This is a genomic window from Chroococcidiopsis sp. SAG 2025, from assembly GCF_032860985.1.
Classification (GTDB): domain Bacteria; phylum Cyanobacteriota; class Cyanobacteriia; order Cyanobacteriales; family Chroococcidiopsidaceae; genus Chroococcidiopsis.
Map to the genome: position 1 here is coordinate 3,687,827 of NZ_JAOCNC010000001.1, position 16,698 is coordinate 3,704,524.

Here is a 16,698-nt window from a genome sequence, read left to right on the forward strand (position 1 = left end):
TTAGCTCAAACGACCGCTAAGACATCACTGAGAACGACAGGGGTAAAACGACTGTGAAGGTTGTTCCCTGCTCCAACTCGCTGTTGACATAAATCTTGCCTGAGTGCTGCGTCGTAATTGTCTTGGCAATAGCTAAACCCAAGCCATAACCGCCTGAATGATAGGAGCGAGCCTCATCTGCCTGCCAAAAGGGATCGAAAATTCGATCCCTATCTTCTGTCGCAATGCCAATTCCAGTATCTCGAACGTCAATCTGGATCTGCGTGCCTTGAGTACGTGCTATCACCCAGATTTGCCCACCCTTTGGGGTGTATTGAATTGCATTGGCAATTAAGTTAGAGAACAGTCGATTGATATGAGCGATGTCCCCCAATATATATAGCCCTGAAGTTAAATCTGACGTTAGGAGAATTTCTTTTGCTTGAGCTTGGGGTTCAAAGGACTCTACTAAACCTTTTAATATTGGCTCTAGATCTAAAGGAACTTTTGCTGAGTGGGGTATCTGTTGAGTTTGGTCGGAGCGGGCGAGAAAGAGTAAATCCTCAATTAGATTTGTCATTTGGTCGGCAGCCCAGGCGATCGCTGCTATTCTTTTCTTATCCGCAGCATGAATTCGCTCTGGATGATTCAAAATTAGACCGATGTTACTTTTAATCACCGTCAACGGACTTCTCAGCTCGTGAGAGGCGTTGGTAGTAAACCATTTGACTCGCATCAGACTTTGTTCGATGGGTTGCACTGTTTGCCGCGTCAGCCAAAATCCGCCCAATCCACACAAACCTAGTTCTGTGAGCAGACCGATACTCAACCGCCAGCGCCACTTTTCCAGCAGCTCATCCACCGTTCTGAGAGATTTACTGACTCGAACGTAGCCCTGCAATTCTCCCGCTCTCTGAATGTCAGGGCTACGAACGGCAATCGTTAACTGGCGTAACTGCCCAATTTGCTGCACCGAGTCAGACACTTGGGGTGGCAGCGACGATCTACGCCTTCCCTGTGTTGCCAAGGGTTTACCACTAGCATCGAACCATTCCAATGTCACGCCGCGAATTTCTAAATCTTCCCAAATATCATCGTTCAAATCGACTTGAGGATGCTTTTGCTTGCTCAGACTCAAGGCTGCAATTCTTGCCATAGCCGTCAGTTGCTGGTCTAAATCCCAGTAGAGACTGCGAGCAAATAGCCAATAGGTCACTCCTGCAAACGCACCTAATAGCACTGCCATAATTGCCAAATATGTGCCAAATAAGCGGTATCTGAGAGCTTTTGAATTCACGATCGCTCCTTGAGGCGATAACCCAAGCCGTGGACTGTTTGGATTGCGTCTTTCGGGACTCCTACGTTTGTCAGCTTGTGGCGCAGGCGCTTAATGTGCGCTCTCACGACTTCTTCATTCGGCGAATCTTCTAATGCCCAGAGGCGATCCAAAAGCTCAGCTTGGCTGAAGATCCGCTGGCGGTTGCGCAAAAACAACTCCAGCATTTGATATTCTTTGGAAGTGACATTAACTGCTTGGGAGCCATAGGTGACAGCTAAGGTGCTGGGATCTAACTTTAACTCTCCCCAACTGAGAATCGGTTGTCGCCCCGGACTATCTCGACGTAACAAGGCGCGGATGCGAGCTGCTAATTCGTTGACATCAAAAGGTTTGATCACGTAATCATCAGCCCCACTATCCAAACCGACAATCTTATCAGCCGACGAGTCCCGTGCTGTCAGCATCAGAATTGGTTTTCCATAACCAGAACTACGCAGACGCTTGCAAAGGCTAATGCCATCGAGCTTAGGTAGCATCAGATCTAGCAAAATCAAGTCGTAGTCGAAAGCCTCCGCCTGTTGCCAACCCGCTTCTCCATCGAGGGCAATATCTACGACATAATGCTGGTCTTGCAGCACATCTGCTAATGTCTCCGCAATGAGTTCGTTATCCTCGACTACCAAAATACGCATCGCTTCGATCTCGAACGCATTTAAGTTTCACAAATTAGTCACATTCGTTGCCTATGCTTACGTTATAGCTGAATCTTAGATCTTGGCTAGCGAATAACAAAAAAATTATTTCGGCTTGGAGTTACGTAATGCTGAGCGAAATTACCTTAAATCCCACCTTATCCGAACAAACGAGCGAAATTACTTTAAATCCCACCTTATCCGAGCAAACATCTGAATGCCACATTGGTGAATGTCTCATCGATTGCTGTGAGATTGACTGCTATCCCTACGCGACTCGGGGAGTTTTGTTTGGAATTCTCTTTGGGAGTCTGTTTTGGGGAGCGATCGCTGGTGTCTTCATGCTGCTACTGTAAAACATCTTAAACTTGACTAACTCGCTGGCGATCGCAGGGACTCAAGAGTGAGAGCAACTACTTTTATCTTGTTGCAATTCAAAAATTAACTATTTCAGATACCGATCTCCCGATCTTTCAGGGTTTGCTGTCTTTCATACTTTCAAAACGAGACTTTAATGCATGAATGAAGGTGGGCATTGCCCACCCTACTAACTAATAACTTTAATGCATGAATGAAGGTGGGCATTGCCCACCCTACTAATAACTAGATAGACATTACTGATGACTGGTCACTGGTCACTGGTCACTGATATATGTTGCTGGCGCTGGTGAATTCTTTCTGGCGAACCTGTGGGGATAGAAGCGATTAATCTGCGCGTGTATTCTTGTTGCGGTTGGGAGTAAATTGTTTCAGCACTCCCTTGTTCGACAAGTTGTCCTTGATTCATCACCAAAATGCGATCGCTCATGAATTTCACCACGCTCAAATCGTGAGAAATAAAAATATAAGTAAGCTTTAATTCTTGTTGTAATTCTTTTAAAAGATTGAGTACCTGTGCTTGTACCGACACATCTAATGAGGAAACAGATTCATCGCAGATAATAAATTTAACTTCAGGATAAAGAGCTAGCGCTCTAGCAATACAAATCCGCTGCCGTTGACCTCCAGAAAATTCATGCGGATAGCGGTTCATCAATTTAGGTTCTATCCCAACTTTAGCTAAAAATTCTGCGGCTCTTTCTCGTCGCTGTCTCGTTGTCTTACTCGTGCCATGAATCCACATTGGTTCCATCACTGCATCGCCAATCTTCATCCGAGGATCGAGAGAACTATATGGATTTTGAAACACGATTTGCATTTCTCGGCGGAGTCGCTGTAACTGTTCGCCTTTGAGAGTGGTAACATCTTTCCCGGCAAAAAAGATTTTTCCACCAATCGGTTGAATCAGCCGTAAAATCGTTCTACCCAAAGTTGTTTTGCCGCAACCAGATTCACCGACTAATCCCAAAGTTTCTCCTGGATAAACTTGAAACTCCACGCCATTGACTGCCATGAAATAGCGCTTTGTTTGACCGAAACCTCCACGCATGGGAAAGCCAACTTGAAGATTTTTGACTTCTAATAGCGGTGGCTGTTGTTGTAGTTGGTCTAACCTTTGATGAGTGGCTTCTGATGGAATTAAAGCGGGATATTGCGGTTGTTTTGACTCAATTTCCAATTCTCCCGTAGGGGTTTCCCTTACCGTCATGAAGTCGGCAACTGTCAGGAGTTTTTGCGGTCGGGAATTTAGCGCCGGACGACAGGCTAATAAGCCTTTCGTGTAAGGGTGTTGGGGTTGGGAAAAAATTTGCTCTACCGCACCGTATTCGACAATTTTCCCCTTGTACATCACCGCGATCGCATCGGCAATTTCTGCTACCAATCCCAAGTCGTGAGTAATAAACATCATCGACATCTGACGGCGATCGCGCAATTCCCGCAACAAGTCCATAATCGTCGCTTGTACGGTCACGTCTAGGGCTGTGGTAGGCTCGTCAGCAATCAAAATGGCGGGATTGCAGGAAATTGCCATTGCAATTGTCACCCGCTGTAATTGCCCTCCTGATAGCTCGTGGGGATAGCGATCGAGTATGGCAAGTTTTTGTTGGTTGACCCAAGTTTGAATTTGGCGTGCCGATGTATTTGGCTGCTTGACGGTGGCGAAATATTTCTGTTGTAACTCTTCGTCACTGGGTAAAAGTTTTACTTCCTGCAACCGCGCAGTTGCTTGACGACGGGCTTCAGCTTGAGATACGTTTTGGTGCAAGCGAATGGCTTCAGTTAATTGAAACCCAATTGTAAAGACTGGGTTGAGGGCGCTCATCGGCTCTTGGAACACCATTGCCAAGCGATCGCCTCGATATTTCTGCATCTGGGCAGGAGATAGTTGCAATAAATCTACTGCCTGCCCGTCTGCTGCCCAAAATTTGATTTGCCCCTGCGTCACCTTCCCAGGAGTCGGAATCAGTCCCATCATCGCCAGGGAAGTGACTGACTTACCCGAACCCGATTCCCCAACAATTCCCAGGGTTTGTCCCCGCTTCAGTTCAAATGAGATGCCATTAACAGCTCTAATGAGTCTATTGTCATCTGTAGCAAACTCTACCTGCAAATCGCGAACTGTGAGGACATCACTCATAGGAGTTAGCGGGGCGATCGATAAATTAACTGGATCTTAACAGAAGGGGCTAGGGGTGAGGAGTGAGGGATGAAGAGTCAAGAAAGAGTGTGGGTTGTTAGTTGTTAATTGACAGTTGAATATTTCTCTCAAGTCTTCGAGAGTTCCTAAGAGTCTCTCTGTCCCCCTCACTCCTTACTCCTCACTTCTCACCCCTCTAAAACGGAATATCATCCTCATCGACTTCTACAGGTGGCTTAGGCGACTCTTGCGGTGCGGCTACGGCGACAGGGGTGGGTTGTCTTTCGACGGGCGCTGAAGCACGCGGCTGGGGCGCTGGCGGGATGTAGCTACTTGTTTCTTCCCGTTCGGTGGCGGAGCTGGTGAGGTTAACACCATCCAGCCTGTGAATGCGTTGTGCGGTTAATTCAGCTCGTTTTTCTTTAAAACCCTCTTGTCGCTCTACAGTATTCATACCTAAACGACCTTCAATAATGACGCGATCGCCTTTGTGGTAGTTTTGCTGAATTTCGTCTGCCATTTTGCCCCAACCGACAACTCTTACAGTCGCTGGGGGGTCTTCTGCCCGTAGCCCAGGAATACTCACCATCATTTCGGCGATCGCCAGCAGGTTGTCGTTATTTACGTGACGTAGTTGCGGTTCTTCTTTAATTTCTGCCATCAAAATACAGCTGTTCATGTCTTCGTCTCCTTTGTGTAGGGTGTAGGGAGGAGTGAGGAGTGAGGAGTGAGGAGTGAGGAGAATTTTGGATTATTTCTTCCTTGTCTTCCTTGTCCTTCTCCTTTATACTTCATCCCTATCTTGCCTCTAGTCCTTCAAGAGATGAGACGGATGGCTCCACTCCTTGTTCTTGTTCTACGAACTCTTGAACGCGGTGACGGTATTCCCGCAGGGATTCATCTATCCAATCTCGATCGTTACTATTTGCGAACAAATGTACCACTGGTTCCCCTGCATCTGGCAAGATCAAAATCCAATTATCTTCATGGCGATCGAGAATCTTTACACCGTCGGTCAGTTCGAGTCTTTCTGCTGGATGGGTTTCGACGAGATGACGCATCAACGCCCCTTTGACCGTCCACGGACACCGGACTGTATAAGATTTGTGGTAGACGCGGGGGAGTTCGGTGCGAATAGCGGCAAGCGATCGCTCTTGAATGGTCAGCATCTCGATCAGCTTGGCGATGCAGAACATTCCGTCGAACCCTGGATGCAATTGCGGGAAAATAAAGCCTGTTTCTCCACTTCCGCCTAAAACTACGTTTGGCGTGCGACGGCATTCTTCCATCAAGGCGGTGGGGTTTGCCTTGGTACGAATGATTTTCGCATCGTGACGACGGGCAATTTGCTCTACAGCGCTAGAAACGTGAACGGGTACGACGACAGTGCCTCTGGGGTGTGCTGTCAGCATCATGTTGACCATCAAAGCCGTCAGCATTTCGCCCCGAATGGGGATACCTGCTTCATCTACTAAGGTCATTTGTTCGCCATTCGCCGACACCTGCACGCCAAAGTTAGCTTTGAGTGCTTCGACGACGTGACCCAATTGCATCAGTAATGCTTCTTTCTCTACGGCACTGACGGCGGTTGGTTTGAGGCTAGCATTTAACACCACTGCATCGCAGCCGAATTTAGCTAACATTTGCGGTAGGACTGCCCCAGTAACTGCATAAGAGTAGTCGATCACGACTTTAGAGTTACTGTGACGCACCGCTTCGACATTGAGGTGTTGCTCGAATGCCGTGCAGTAGGTAGATACCATTTGGGTTGGATAGACGACATTACCAATTTCGTGAATTTGCACGCGCCGCAGGTCTTCTTTAAAATAAGCCCCTTCAATTTTCTTTTCTAGAGCTTTAGAAATATTGATGCCTTTGGGGTCGATAAATTCAATCAAAATGTAATCTGGGCGATCGGGATGCACTCTAACGTGAATGCCTCCAGACACTCCCATCGTTGAGATTACAGTCCGCGCCATTGGAATTGCGGTAGCATCTAGGTTTTGAATGTTGATCCCGACCGACATCAATCCGGCAATTAGCGATCGCGTTACCATGCGAGAAATACTGCGCTGGTCGCGGGAAACTGTCACCTGCGCCCCTGGTTTTAATGTCGAACCATAGGCGGCTCCCAGTTTGACGGCAAATTCGGGTGTAATGTCAATATTTGCCAATCCCGTCACGCCTCGCTGACCGAAGAGATTGCGCTGAGCGGTGTGACCCCAAATTAAGTTAATATTTAACGTCGCGCCCGATTCAATTTGCTTGCTGGGCCAAACTCTGACGCTGGAACTGATCAGGGCTTCTTCCCCTACGGTGGACAAGGAACCCACCACCGCACCTTCTAAAACGTGGGCGCGACGGTCTACCCGCGTACCGCGAGAAATGACACAAGCTCTCAAGTGCGCCTCATCTCCAATCAGCGCTCCATTCCAGACGATCGGGCGCTTCAGGTTGGCATCAGCGCCAACGGTAACGTTGTCGCCAATGACCGTACCCGCAGAAATTTGAACTCTAGCTCCAATGCGGCAATTATCACCGATTAAACAAGGGGCTTCTAGGTTGGCAGTCGGATCGATGTGAGTATTTTGTCCTATCCAAATTCCTGAAGACCGCTCCTCGTAGGCATAGTCGAGTTTGACTTTGCGATCGAGTGCGTCGTACTGGCTTTCTCGATAAGCATCTAAGTGACCGACATCGCACCAGTAGCCTTGAGCAATGTAACCATACATTGGCTCGTCTTTTTCCAATAATAAGGGAAATAATTCTTTAGAAAAGTCGCTTTCTTGATTTTCTGGTAGATATTCCAATACTTCTGGTTCCAAAATATAAGTACCAGTATTTACCGTGTCAGAAAAAATTTCGCTAGAAGAAGGTTTCTCTAAAAAGCGGCGGATGCGTTGCGATTCATCTGTAATTACTACACCAAATTCAATTGGGTTGGGAACGCGGGTTAAAACTACAGTGGCTTTCGATTTTTTCTGTTTGTGAAATTCTATGGCTGCGGTGAGGTCAAAATCTGTGATGCTGTCACCGCTAATCACTAAAAACGTGCGATCGAGCAATTCTGCGATATTTTTGACGCAGCCTGCCGTTCCTAGCGGCTGATCTTCCTCAACGGCATAGGTCATCTGTACGCCAAAGTCGCTACCATCTTGAAAGTAGTCGCGCATTACGTCAGGTAAGTAGTGTAGAGTGGCAATCACTTCTGTAATCTGATGCCGTTTGAGCAGATTAATAATATGTTCTGCGATCGGTCGATTCAGCACTGGAACCATCGGTTTAGGAAGATCGCAAGTCAGCGGTCGAAGCCGCGTTCCAGATCCTCCAGCCATCAGTACTGCGCGCATAATTCCTCCTTAGATGTTCCACCCATTAGTGGTGTAAAGCCAACACTTCGAGCAACGCTAGTCTCTATCTAGTTTCCTATGTCTCTCCCACTTGCGGCACTCCCACAGGTTACATCCCACCAACAAGCTGATGGATTCTACCTACCACGCTTTCCAACTAATCATGCTACGGGCATTCAAGCAACTGCATTGGCGCTAGAAGCGGTATCAATTGTGTCAGCTAAACTTAGAAAAGAGAGCTGAGGGAGTAGGGAGCGCACGAGCAGGGGGATAAGGAAGAAGCCAAAGTGATTTTTCTCCCGAGCGCGACCTTGCGCTCCCTCAGTACTCCTCACTCCTCCCTTTCTTCACTGATAACTGATAACTGACAACTGTAGAGGTAGATTCGGAATGAGTAGTTTAATTACTTTTTTATTGGTCGTAGCCTATGGTGGTGGTGTTTGGAAATTCTGGACTGGATTTCACCGAACTAACTTTTCTCGCTCTTTTACCAACAGGCTAACATTATCTCTACTGTGGCCTGCTTTGATCGTGGCGAATAAGTCTTATCGCCAGAATTTTAGAAGAGCGCTGAAGGGATGAGTAGGAGAGCTGAGGGAGCTGGGGAAGCTGAGGGAGAAATAATCCAAAATTCTCCTCACTCCTCACTCCTCACTCCTCTGTGGCTGATTGGTGGAACGCAGGAAAGCGCTCAATTGGCTGAGACGATCGCGTTGGCTGATTTGCCGTGTATAATTTCTGTCACAACGGAATCAGCTCGGGCGCTCTACCCCGATGCGGCTTGTCTGCAAGTGTGGGTGGGGCGTTTTACCTTATTGGAAATCGAAGCATTTGTACAACAGCAAGGGATAATTGGCGTATTGGATGCTTCCCATCCCTATGCTGTAGAAATTTCTCAAACTGCGATCGCAGTATGTCGCAATTTTAACATTCCTTATTTACGTTACGAGCGCCCTGTTTTGACGCAGGGAGCAGCAAAAGGGAAATTTGATAGTTTTGAGTCTTTGCTGTCAGGGGACTACTTACAGGGACGACGGGTGTTACTAACTGTAGGTTATCGACCTCTGCATCTGTTTCAATCTTGGCAGGATCGGGCAACTTTATTTGCTCGCATTTTACCTAGCACAATTGCCTTAGAATCTGCTTTGAAGGCTGGGTTTACTAACGATCGCTTAATTTGTCTGCGTCCGCCAATTTCGGCGGCTTTGGAGGCAGCTTTGTGGCGACAATGGCATATTTCTGTGGTGGTGACTAAAGCTTCTGGTGCGCCTGGGGGAGAGGATGTGAAGCGGACTGTGGCTGCTGAATTGGGGATCGATTTAATTGCGATCGATCGTCCAACTGTTGAATATTTGCAGCAAACTAGCGATTTATCAGTGGCTCTAGATTTTTGCCGCATGTTATTTGGATAGTTGAGGATTGATGGCGGGGAGCGCAACTTTCCCAATTTTGTTACTTTTTTGTTCCAGTTCTGTCACTTTTTTAAGTTAAATTGTAGTCCGAATGTGAAATTAAAGTTTCAGCTTTATAACTTTGTTTCCTATCTTTTTGTTTTCAAGCCAGTTGTCAATACTCGCTGCAAATCTCTATGCAATTTAGTAGAGGAATGTAGGGAAGACATAGCCATATAATCCTAATACTTAGGAGGAATTCTCATGAATTCATACATTTTCTTTGAAACTGCACTTCAGATTTTATTAGTAGCTTATCTCATCTCAGGGGTGCTATTACTTGCAGTTTCTAAAATTGGTTTAGCAGTTATTGAAACTGTTGAAAAAGCTCAAGACTAGTGGTAAAAAATTGAATATATCAGTTTTGATGCCCATAAAGTGAAAATTATACCCAATTTGACTCCAAGGCGATCGCTCATCAATGGCGATTGAGTATCAGTGCTATACCCAAATAACGATTAACATACCCAAAATTACTTTTTTCTCTTTGAGAACTGATTTACTCTTGACTCGACAGTAAACTTTGGGATTTCCCGCAGTTCAGACTCGCTCAAACTATACTGTTCGCAAACTAAGCTGAGGCGCTTTCCTGGGGTTTGTACTTGATTGACGGAATGGGTTAAATTGCCTTGAAAGTATACTAATGTATTAACTTGCGGTTTAATTTGTCCGACTTGACGTTTATCGCAACGCAGTACTAGTTCTCCTCCTTGCATATCTGGTTGTAGTTGCACGTAGAGGACGCTGACAAAAGCGGGTGGTTCGATGGTTTTACAATAGGAACGTAAGGAGCGATCGATATGCGGATCGACACGGGAGCCTGCGGTTAGGAGTAAGGGATTGAGGTAAAAGGCATTACAATCTGATCGCAGGGCTAAATTAATATATGGTTTAAAGTAGGGAAATTTTTGTTCTACTTCTGCTATTCCAGCACGCTGAAATACTACAGAAAATCCTTTGGTTCCTACGAAGTCACGGTTGAGGTTGTTGGTAGTAAAGTAGGGACACGCTTGAATTTCTCCCCATAAGTCGTTGAGGTAGTTGCTGGGGAAGCACGATGGTTGTTGGTGGTAGTATTTCAGTTTCACAAGAAATAGCGAGTTGGGAGTCGAGAATTGTAGGGGCGGGTTCACCCGAAATTTCTGCTAGCAGCGAAGTTTTTTGGTAAACCCGCCCGTACAGGAGTTGGGAGTTGGGAAGAATATGCAGATACCCAATGCGTGGATATAATACCCAAAGTTAGCTGGGACGAAATACGCGCTCGAATGGCTGCTTGCGGTAGCGTCTGTAAATATCGAAGTCTGCATCTAATGTGGCGATCGCACTAATATCCAGTCGTTCGGAAATAGCCACCAGAGCCAGATCTGCAAAGTCTGGATTGATATCTATATATTGCCTATTTAACTCAGCAATCCGCGAAAAGTCTTGGTTTTGCAAGTGTTCGCAGTTAAATATTCCGTTACTCACATGTATCAAAAACTCATTTTGTACTCGCCAGTCGGCTGCTAGCAAGTGCATGGCTTCAGTGGCGCAAGCAACCGTAGTGACTACTTGACTCGTGCAAAGTTCAAAAAATCTCCGCACTTGGGCATGATATTTGTCATCGGCACTGTAGTATGCAACTATCATCCCCGTATCCATCAGAATTATGGGATGGTATTTTGTCAAAGCTATAAAGCTCATGACTCTATTGTTGTCACCTCGCTTTTCTGTTCTGTACTTTCACGATCTGCTTGTGCTTGCAAACGAGCAGCGATCGCTTTTTTGCGGTTTGAGCGTTCGGACAAGTTAGGGTCAGCTCCTTGAAGTAGATGCTGGGGATGTCCACCCATTCTTGCTACTAAAGTTTGATCAGCTTGTAAGCTTAACCAGCGAGCGTTTATTAAGCGCCTGATTAGCTCGCTTTTATCTGTCTTCTCATGCGCCACAATATCAGCTAAGTGTGCTTCGGTTTCTGCATCTAGTCGGACGGCAATTAGTCCCATATTATTACTCCTATGCTTCGTGTGTTATACTTGTATAACACAGGCGAGCGCAGTTGGATACCGTGTATCATAATCTATTTGATTACATCACTTTTATACCTAAAGAATACATAAAATACCCATTTTTTATGGTTAACCAAATTATGAGGAGAAAAGCTGAGATGGAATTATTAATTCGAAAAGTTCAAGTTGATGATGCTGAGGCTATAGTTGGTATTCTTAATTCCATAATTAAAGCTGGAGTCTACACCGCATTTGATACGCCATTCACTGTAGAAGCTGAACGAGAATATATTTTGCGCTTTCCCCAGCGTGGGATCTTTCATGTAGCAATGTCGAACGATTTTTGTAGAAATTAAGCGTTGTTGTGAATTACCGACCTTCAAGCGATCGCTTTATTGGAATACATCTTTTAGATACCCAAATATTGAATATTATACCTAGTATTCAACCCGAAGCGTAAATCTGATACTCTAAACTTAAGTAGAATTCAGTTTTCTAGTTATGGCACTGCAACTGAAGGTTCCTAGTATTGTCTGCGATGGCTGTGCAGAAACTATTACTAAAGCGGTTAAATCTGTTGATGCAGATGCTCAAGTTGATGTGGATGTCTCGGCTAAGACTGTTAAAGTGGCAGGCGCACAGTCTGAAGAGTCCATTAAACAAGCTATTACGGCTACTGGTCACACGGTAGAGTAGAATCGACAAATTCTAAAATGTGTTGTGCTGTCATTTGTGGCTGTTCTAGATGAGGGACGTGTCCGCAATCTTTAATCCAAATCAGTTGACTTTGGGCGATCGCGCGTTTAAATCTATAAGCATCGGTAGTACCCAAGATCCGATCGTCTTTTCCCCACAGGATTAATGTTTGCGATCAAATTTGGTTGAGTCTGTTTTTGAAAGAACTATACCCACTACTTTTAGTAAAAGCAATTAACGCCTGACTCCACTGAGAGCATTCTAAATGCAGCGCGGCACAAACTTGAGCGTCAATGGAAGCAAGAGTTTTATTTTTATAAGCAGCACGACTAATACTGTGACGAATCCTCGGATTGCGTAAAAACTCAGTTGCTAAACGATCCAGTGGTGGAAACATATATTTACTCATCACCGAACCACCAGCTACCCCAGCACTATCGATTAAGACTAACTTCTTGACTGCATCTGGATACGTCAAGGTAAAATCAATTGCTGCTGCGCCTCCCATCGACGCACCAACTAAAATTACAGGCTTTTGAATCAGAGTTTTCCAGAAATAATATAGATGAGTTTTAATCGTGTCGGGAGTAACTTTCACCCCAGCAACTCTATCGGTAAATCCAAAACCGAATAAATCTACTGCCCAAGTTTCGTGATGAGCTGCTAATAGTGGTAATAATCGACGAAACTCTAATACGGAACTATCAAAACCGTGAATTAATAGTATGGGGATTTCTCCACTACCTTGTCTGACGTATGTGGTTGCGATCGCATCTTGAGATAATGGAGTGGCGATCGCAATTTGCTGTATATTCTGAGCTAACGCGATCGATGTTGCTTCAGTCAGTTGTGTGACAAGCTGAGGGAGAAATTGAGCAAACATAGGCATTCGATTCTTTTGTAGAAGATACTACGAAAAGATTTTTTGTGTATAATACACCCATAAAAACACATTATACACATGTCTATGCGAACCAACGTTGAGCTTGACGATACATTAGTTGAAGAAGCCTTTCGACTTACCAACGTCCGCACTAAAAAGGAACTTTTGCATCTAGCACTACAAGAATTAATCCGCTCTCAGAAAAAGAAAAATCTACTCGATTTGACTGGAAAAATTGAGTTTTACGACGATTACGATCCCAAAGCACTCAGAACAAACCGCCATGCTGCTGATTGATACATCTGTTTGGGTAGGTGTATTTCGAGATAAAACAGGACTTGTACGCCAGCAGCTTCAATCGATAATTAGCGATCGCGATGTGATTCTAACTCGTTTCAGCCAGCTAGAACTATTACAAGGATGTCGAGACGATCGCGAGTGGAGATTATTGCACGGCTACTTGCAAACCCAAGATTATGTAGAATTAAGTTCTGAATCTTGGCAAGCGGCTGCACGTATATACTTTGAATTACGCAGACAAGGATTAACTGTACGTAGTCTGATTGACTGCTGTATTGCTCAATTGGCTCTAGACTACGCATTAATTCTAATTCACGACGATCGCGATTTTGAAATTATTAGCAGCATCCGACCACTGCAACAAATCCGCTTTCAGTCAAAATAGTTACAAAATAGTTATGACGAACAACAAGCTTTGTTGTTTCTAATAATCGCTTCGGTAATAATCCAAATCTTTTCAGGGGTTGAGAAACCTGTCTACCAGACTAAGATCGAACTAATCTCTGTTGTCTAAACGGTTGTCATGACTGTAACTACCTACAAATGGACAATTGAACGATATCACCGAGCAATAGAAGCAGGCATTTTTGATGACCAGCGCCTAGAATTATGGCGCGGTGACCTCATTGTTATGCCCCCAGAACGAGAACCCCACGCCTACTACAACACAGAAGCCGCCGATTATCTCCGCACGCTACTCGGCGAACGGGCAAAAATCCGCGATGCTAAACCTGTAACTCTGCCAAATAATTCCGAACCTGCCCTCGACATTGCCATTGTCAAACCTTTAGGTGAAGTTTACCTAGAACACCATCCTTACCCTGAAGATATTTTCTGGATTATCGAATTTTTTAACACCACCTTAAATAAAGATTTAGGTGAAAAAAAAGATATCTACGCAGAAGCAGGTATTACTGAATATTGGGTTGTTAACCTCAAAGATCGATGTTTGCAAGTATTTCGCGACCTCAAAAATGGGCAGTACAACACCGAACTAACACTAACTACAGGTACTATTACCCCTCTAGCTTTTCCTGATGTATCCGTCCAAGTTGAGCGCCTCATAGGTGTGAGCTATTAACACAGACTTTTGCTGTAGCTGAGTTTCTCAAAATGCTAGACATATTGATATATGGGAGTTATAGTAGGTTGCGGAAAGGCGCATTATCGTAACCATGAGCCAATTAAGTCGGCTGACATCCCCTAAATCGAGTTTCAACATCCAACCCCAAGAAGACATTTTGGGAAATTTATTGGCGAATAAGCGCAGCGAAAATACTCGTCGCGCCTATGCTAAAGATTTAAAAGATTTTTTCGTCACGATGGCAGGAGTTGAACCAGATCGCAATTTGATTGCCGAATTTCTCCAACTTTCTCGATTTAATGCGACAGCCTTAGTACTTAAATATAAGGCAGTTCTGATCGATCGCAATTTATCGGAAGCAACAATTAACCGTCGATTAGCCGCAATAAAATCTTTAGTTAACTATGCGCGTCAAATTGGGATGTGCGATTACAGTTTGGATGATATTGCAGGAGAGAAGGTAAAGGCTTATCGCGATACGAGTGGGGTGAGTTTAGAAGCATATCGTCAGGTATTAGATATTGTCGATCGCAACACGCTTAAAGGCAAACGCGATTATGCCATACTACGATTGTTGTGGGATAATGCCTTGAGACGCGGGGAATTAGTTAAAGCTAATATAAACGATTTCGATCCAGACAGGCGATCGCTAACTATATATGGAAAAGGTCGAGGCACTCAAGCTGAGACAATTAGTTTATCTGAGTCTACCGTAGCAGCATTGCAAGAATGGTTGTGCGAACGCGGTAAAGCTAAGCGTAACGAACCATTATTTATTGCACTCGATCGCGCTAGTTACGGTCATCGTCTCACTGGTACTGCTATATATAAGATCGTACAGGCAATGGCAGAAACAGCAGGATTGAAAAAACGCCTTAGCCCCCACAGGGTTCGACATTCTGGAATTACGGCTGCATTGGATGCGACAGGTGGAAACGTTCGCATGGTACAGAAATTATCTCGTCATGCCAGATTAGATACGTTGATGGTTTACGACGACAATCGCCAAAATCACCAAGCCGAAGTCACCGGATTATTAGCAGCATTGATTGAAGGAGAATCGTAGGAGCGGGTTTAGCAGACAGCCCAACACCCCCAACAATAAATCTTCGTTCAAAACCCGCCCGTACCCAAATTGAAATGGAATCACCAATTACCAAACAAATCTGGAAGAATCGACAAAGACGGAATATACTCAGCATAATCGCGATCGAGAGATTGCAGATCGCAACCCGTAATTTGAGCCACCACAGCCGGATTTACACCCGCACTCAAACACATACAAATAAACGTGTGTCTTGTATTAGAAGGTTTGCGATATTCTACATTAGCCAACTCCAACATTTTTACCCAAGCACGATTGCGAAAATTGCGATCGTCAATTGGTAATCCTTCAGGACTCGGGAAGATAAGATCGTCTGATGAATAGTTCTCAGGCTTTCTAGCTTGGAGCAATAATCTAATTCTGTCATTTAAGGGAATAGAGCGAGCTTTATTTGTTTGAGGTACACCCCGACTGATAGATTCTCCAACCCAAATACTTGACAGATCGGCAGTAATATGCAGCCAGCGTAAAGCGATCGCCTCAGTAGTTCGCACCCCAGTTAAAAATAAAAATTCGACAAAATCGGCATAGTGTTTGTATTGAGGGTGAGTTTTGAAAGCAGCTAAAATTGCCTTAACTTCCTCTTGTGTAAATGGTTTGAGTGGTTGTTTAGGTGCTGACTCCACCTGCTTATGTAAACCTTTCCAAGGGTTCGATTCCACAAAACCTTTCGTCATTCCCCAACTCCAACAAGCACTGAGTAGAATTAATCGTTCTTTCCTGGCGCGTTCGGCGTTCTTACTCTGAAGCCAAGCATTAAATTGTTCCGCATGAGTTTGTAGAATTGCGATCGCATTTTGTGCGGCTAGTAATTTCCGCGTCTCATCCTCTCGATAGTAAAACTGGTATAGGTATTTCAGAGTTGTCTTGTAGCGATCTAAACTTCTGGGATGTAAAGACTGAGACTTATATTCCATAAACTGTTGGAATAGTTCGGCACAAGTGAGGAGTTGCGCGTCATTAACTGGTTTTTCAGTTAAGCTTTGGGGTTTATATTTAGTTAGAGTGGTGTCAAAGTTACCAGAAATTGCATCTAACTCAATCTGACGTGCCTTCAACTCCGCTAACATTCGACTCTCTTGCGTATCTGGCAATCCTAAAGATAAACAATACCGCTTTCCTGCAACTCGCCAACGCAGCCTCAGCCTATCCTTAAAACTTTCTACAACAACCGAACCTTTACTTGCCTTCATTCTTGGGTATTCATTTCGTGTTTTAGGTATATAGCTGAGATAGTTTAGCACGCTGAGACTTTGGGTAAAGATAACTCGATTGCGTTTAAAAAGTTGCTCAATCAAATTTGGGTATAATTGACGCATTTTAGGTATGGATGTAATTTAGAGTTTCATCGATCTAAATAAATGGGTATAAAC

General features: G+C 44.7%; 19 protein-coding genes and 1 pseudogene. 10 read left to right on the forward strand and 10 right to left on the reverse strand.

The genetic code is table 11. The features are described 5' to 3' along the window. Positions 1 to 16: 16 nt before the first annotated feature. On the reverse strand, positions 17 to 1,276 hold the full coding sequence (locus N4J56_RS17865; RefSeq protein ID WP_317107657.1) for a sensor histidine kinase: 1,260 nt from the start codon (positions 1,274 to 1,276) through the stop codon (positions 17 to 19). After that, positions 1,273 to 1,950, reverse strand: a complete 678-nt coding sequence (locus N4J56_RS17870; RefSeq protein WP_015155372.1) for a response regulator transcription factor — start codon at positions 1,948 to 1,950, stop codon at positions 1,273 to 1,275. The genes N4J56_RS17865 and N4J56_RS17870 overlap by 4 nt, the downstream gene beginning before the upstream one ends. Positions 1,951 to 2,078: 128 nt before the next feature. On the opposite strand from N4J56_RS17870, the gene N4J56_RS17875 reads away from it, so the two are divergent. Further along, positions 2,079 to 2,306 (forward strand): hypothetical protein, encoded by a 228-nt coding sequence (locus N4J56_RS17875; RefSeq protein WP_317107658.1) that lies wholly within the window; start codon positions 2,079 to 2,081, stop codon positions 2,304 to 2,306. A gap of 272 nt (positions 2,307 to 2,578) precedes the next feature. Here N4J56_RS17875 and N4J56_RS17880 read toward each other — a convergent pair whose 3' ends face one another. The 3 genes from N4J56_RS17880 to N4J56_RS17890 form a co-directional block, all read right to left on the reverse strand. Beyond that, positions 2,579 to 4,468 carry an ABC transporter ATP-binding protein gene (locus N4J56_RS17880; protein ID WP_317107659.1) on the reverse strand — a complete coding sequence of 630 codons (1,890 nt, stop codon included), beginning with the start codon at positions 4,466 to 4,468 and terminating at the stop codon, positions 2,579 to 2,581. A 196-nt stretch (positions 4,469 to 4,664) separates the two neighbouring features. Beyond that, positions 4,665 to 5,147, reverse strand: a complete 483-nt coding sequence (locus N4J56_RS17885) for a single-stranded DNA-binding protein (protein WP_317107660.1) — start codon at positions 5,145 to 5,147, stop codon at positions 4,665 to 4,667. 118 nt (positions 5,148 to 5,265) lie between these two features. Next, a complete protein-coding gene (locus N4J56_RS17890) occupies positions 5,266 to 7,818 on the reverse strand; it encodes a mannose-1-phosphate guanyltransferase (protein ID WP_317107661.1) in 2,553 nt (850 codons plus the stop codon). A 390-nt stretch (positions 7,819 to 8,208) separates the two neighbouring features. On the opposite strand from N4J56_RS17890, the gene N4J56_RS17895 reads away from it, so the two are divergent. From N4J56_RS17895 to N4J56_RS17905, 3 genes are all read left to right on the forward strand, one after another. Then, positions 8,209 to 8,400, forward strand: coding sequence for a hypothetical protein (locus N4J56_RS17895; protein WP_317107662.1), 192 nt, complete (start codon positions 8,209 to 8,211; stop codon positions 8,398 to 8,400). Then, positions 8,397 to 9,230 (forward strand): cobalt-precorrin-6A reductase, encoded by an 834-nt coding sequence (locus N4J56_RS17900; RefSeq protein WP_317107663.1) that lies wholly within the window; start codon positions 8,397 to 8,399, stop codon positions 9,228 to 9,230. Before N4J56_RS17895 ends, N4J56_RS17900 begins: the two co-directional genes overlap by 4 nt. A 243-nt stretch (positions 9,231 to 9,473) precedes the next feature. After that, entirely contained in the window at positions 9,474 to 9,608 is a 135-nt protein-coding gene (locus tag N4J56_RS17905) for a hypothetical protein (protein WP_317107664.1), read from the forward strand. 134 nt (positions 9,609 to 9,742) lie between these two features. Here the strand turns inward: N4J56_RS17905 and N4J56_RS17910 are convergent, their stop codons facing one another. From N4J56_RS17910 to N4J56_RS17920, 3 genes are all read right to left on the reverse strand, one after another. After that, a complete protein-coding gene (locus N4J56_RS17910) occupies positions 9,743 to 10,351 on the reverse strand; it encodes a 2OG-Fe(II) oxygenase (RefSeq protein WP_410500528.1) in 609 nt (202 codons plus the stop codon). Between the two features lie 157 nt (positions 10,352 to 10,508). Continuing rightward, complete coding sequence (locus tag N4J56_RS17915) at positions 10,509 to 10,952, reverse strand: PIN domain-containing protein (RefSeq protein ID WP_317107666.1); 444 nt, start codon at positions 10,950 to 10,952, stop codon at positions 10,509 to 10,511. Next, positions 10,949 to 11,254 (reverse strand): hypothetical protein, encoded by a 306-nt coding sequence (locus N4J56_RS17920; protein ID WP_317107667.1) that lies wholly within the window; start codon positions 11,252 to 11,254, stop codon positions 10,949 to 10,951. The genes N4J56_RS17915 and N4J56_RS17920 overlap by 4 nt, the downstream gene beginning before the upstream one ends. Before the next feature lie 161 nt (positions 11,255 to 11,415). Here N4J56_RS17920 and N4J56_RS17925 point away from each other — a divergent pair, with 161 nt between their 5' ends. Continuing rightward, a complete protein-coding gene (locus N4J56_RS17925; protein WP_317107668.1) occupies positions 11,416 to 11,613 on the forward strand; it encodes a hypothetical protein in 198 nt (65 codons plus the stop codon). 145 nt (positions 11,614 to 11,758) lie between these two features. Then, complete coding sequence (locus N4J56_RS17930; RefSeq protein WP_317107669.1) at positions 11,759 to 11,953, forward strand: heavy-metal-associated domain-containing protein; 195 nt, start codon at positions 11,759 to 11,761, stop codon at positions 11,951 to 11,953. On the opposite strand, the pseudogene N4J56_RS17940 reads toward N4J56_RS17930, so the two are convergent. After that, a pseudogene (locus N4J56_RS17940) lies at positions 11,931 to 12,836 on the reverse strand (alpha/beta fold hydrolase). The gene N4J56_RS17930 and the pseudogene N4J56_RS17940 sit on opposite strands and share 23 nt — an antisense overlap. An 84-nt stretch (positions 12,837 to 12,920) precedes the next feature. Here N4J56_RS17940 and N4J56_RS17945 point away from each other — a divergent pair. From N4J56_RS17945 to N4J56_RS17960, 4 genes are all read left to right on the forward strand, one after another. Beyond that, positions 12,921 to 13,133, forward strand: a complete 213-nt coding sequence (locus N4J56_RS17945; RefSeq protein ID WP_317107672.1) for a type II toxin-antitoxin system VapB family antitoxin — start codon at positions 12,921 to 12,923, stop codon at positions 13,131 to 13,133. Further along, positions 13,120 to 13,521: a PIN domain nuclease gene (locus N4J56_RS17950; RefSeq protein ID WP_317107673.1), complete on the forward strand. Its 402-nt coding sequence runs from the start codon at positions 13,120 to 13,122 to the stop codon at positions 13,519 to 13,521. Before N4J56_RS17945 ends, N4J56_RS17950 begins: the two co-directional genes overlap by 14 nt. A gap of 138 nt (positions 13,522 to 13,659) precedes the next feature. Further along, a complete protein-coding gene (locus N4J56_RS17955) occupies positions 13,660 to 14,217 on the forward strand; it encodes a Uma2 family endonuclease (RefSeq protein ID WP_317107674.1) in 558 nt (185 codons plus the stop codon). 94 nt (positions 14,218 to 14,311) lie between these two features. Further along, complete coding sequence (locus N4J56_RS17960; protein WP_317107675.1) at positions 14,312 to 15,286, forward strand: tyrosine-type recombinase/integrase; 975 nt, start codon at positions 14,312 to 14,314, stop codon at positions 15,284 to 15,286. Between the two features lie 80 nt (positions 15,287 to 15,366). On the opposite strand, the gene N4J56_RS17965 is transcribed toward N4J56_RS17960, so the two are convergent. Continuing rightward, entirely contained in the window at positions 15,367 to 16,518 is a 1,152-nt protein-coding gene (locus tag N4J56_RS17965; RefSeq protein WP_317107676.1) for a tyrosine-type recombinase/integrase, read from the reverse strand. Positions 16,519 to 16,698 lie beyond the last annotated feature (180 nt).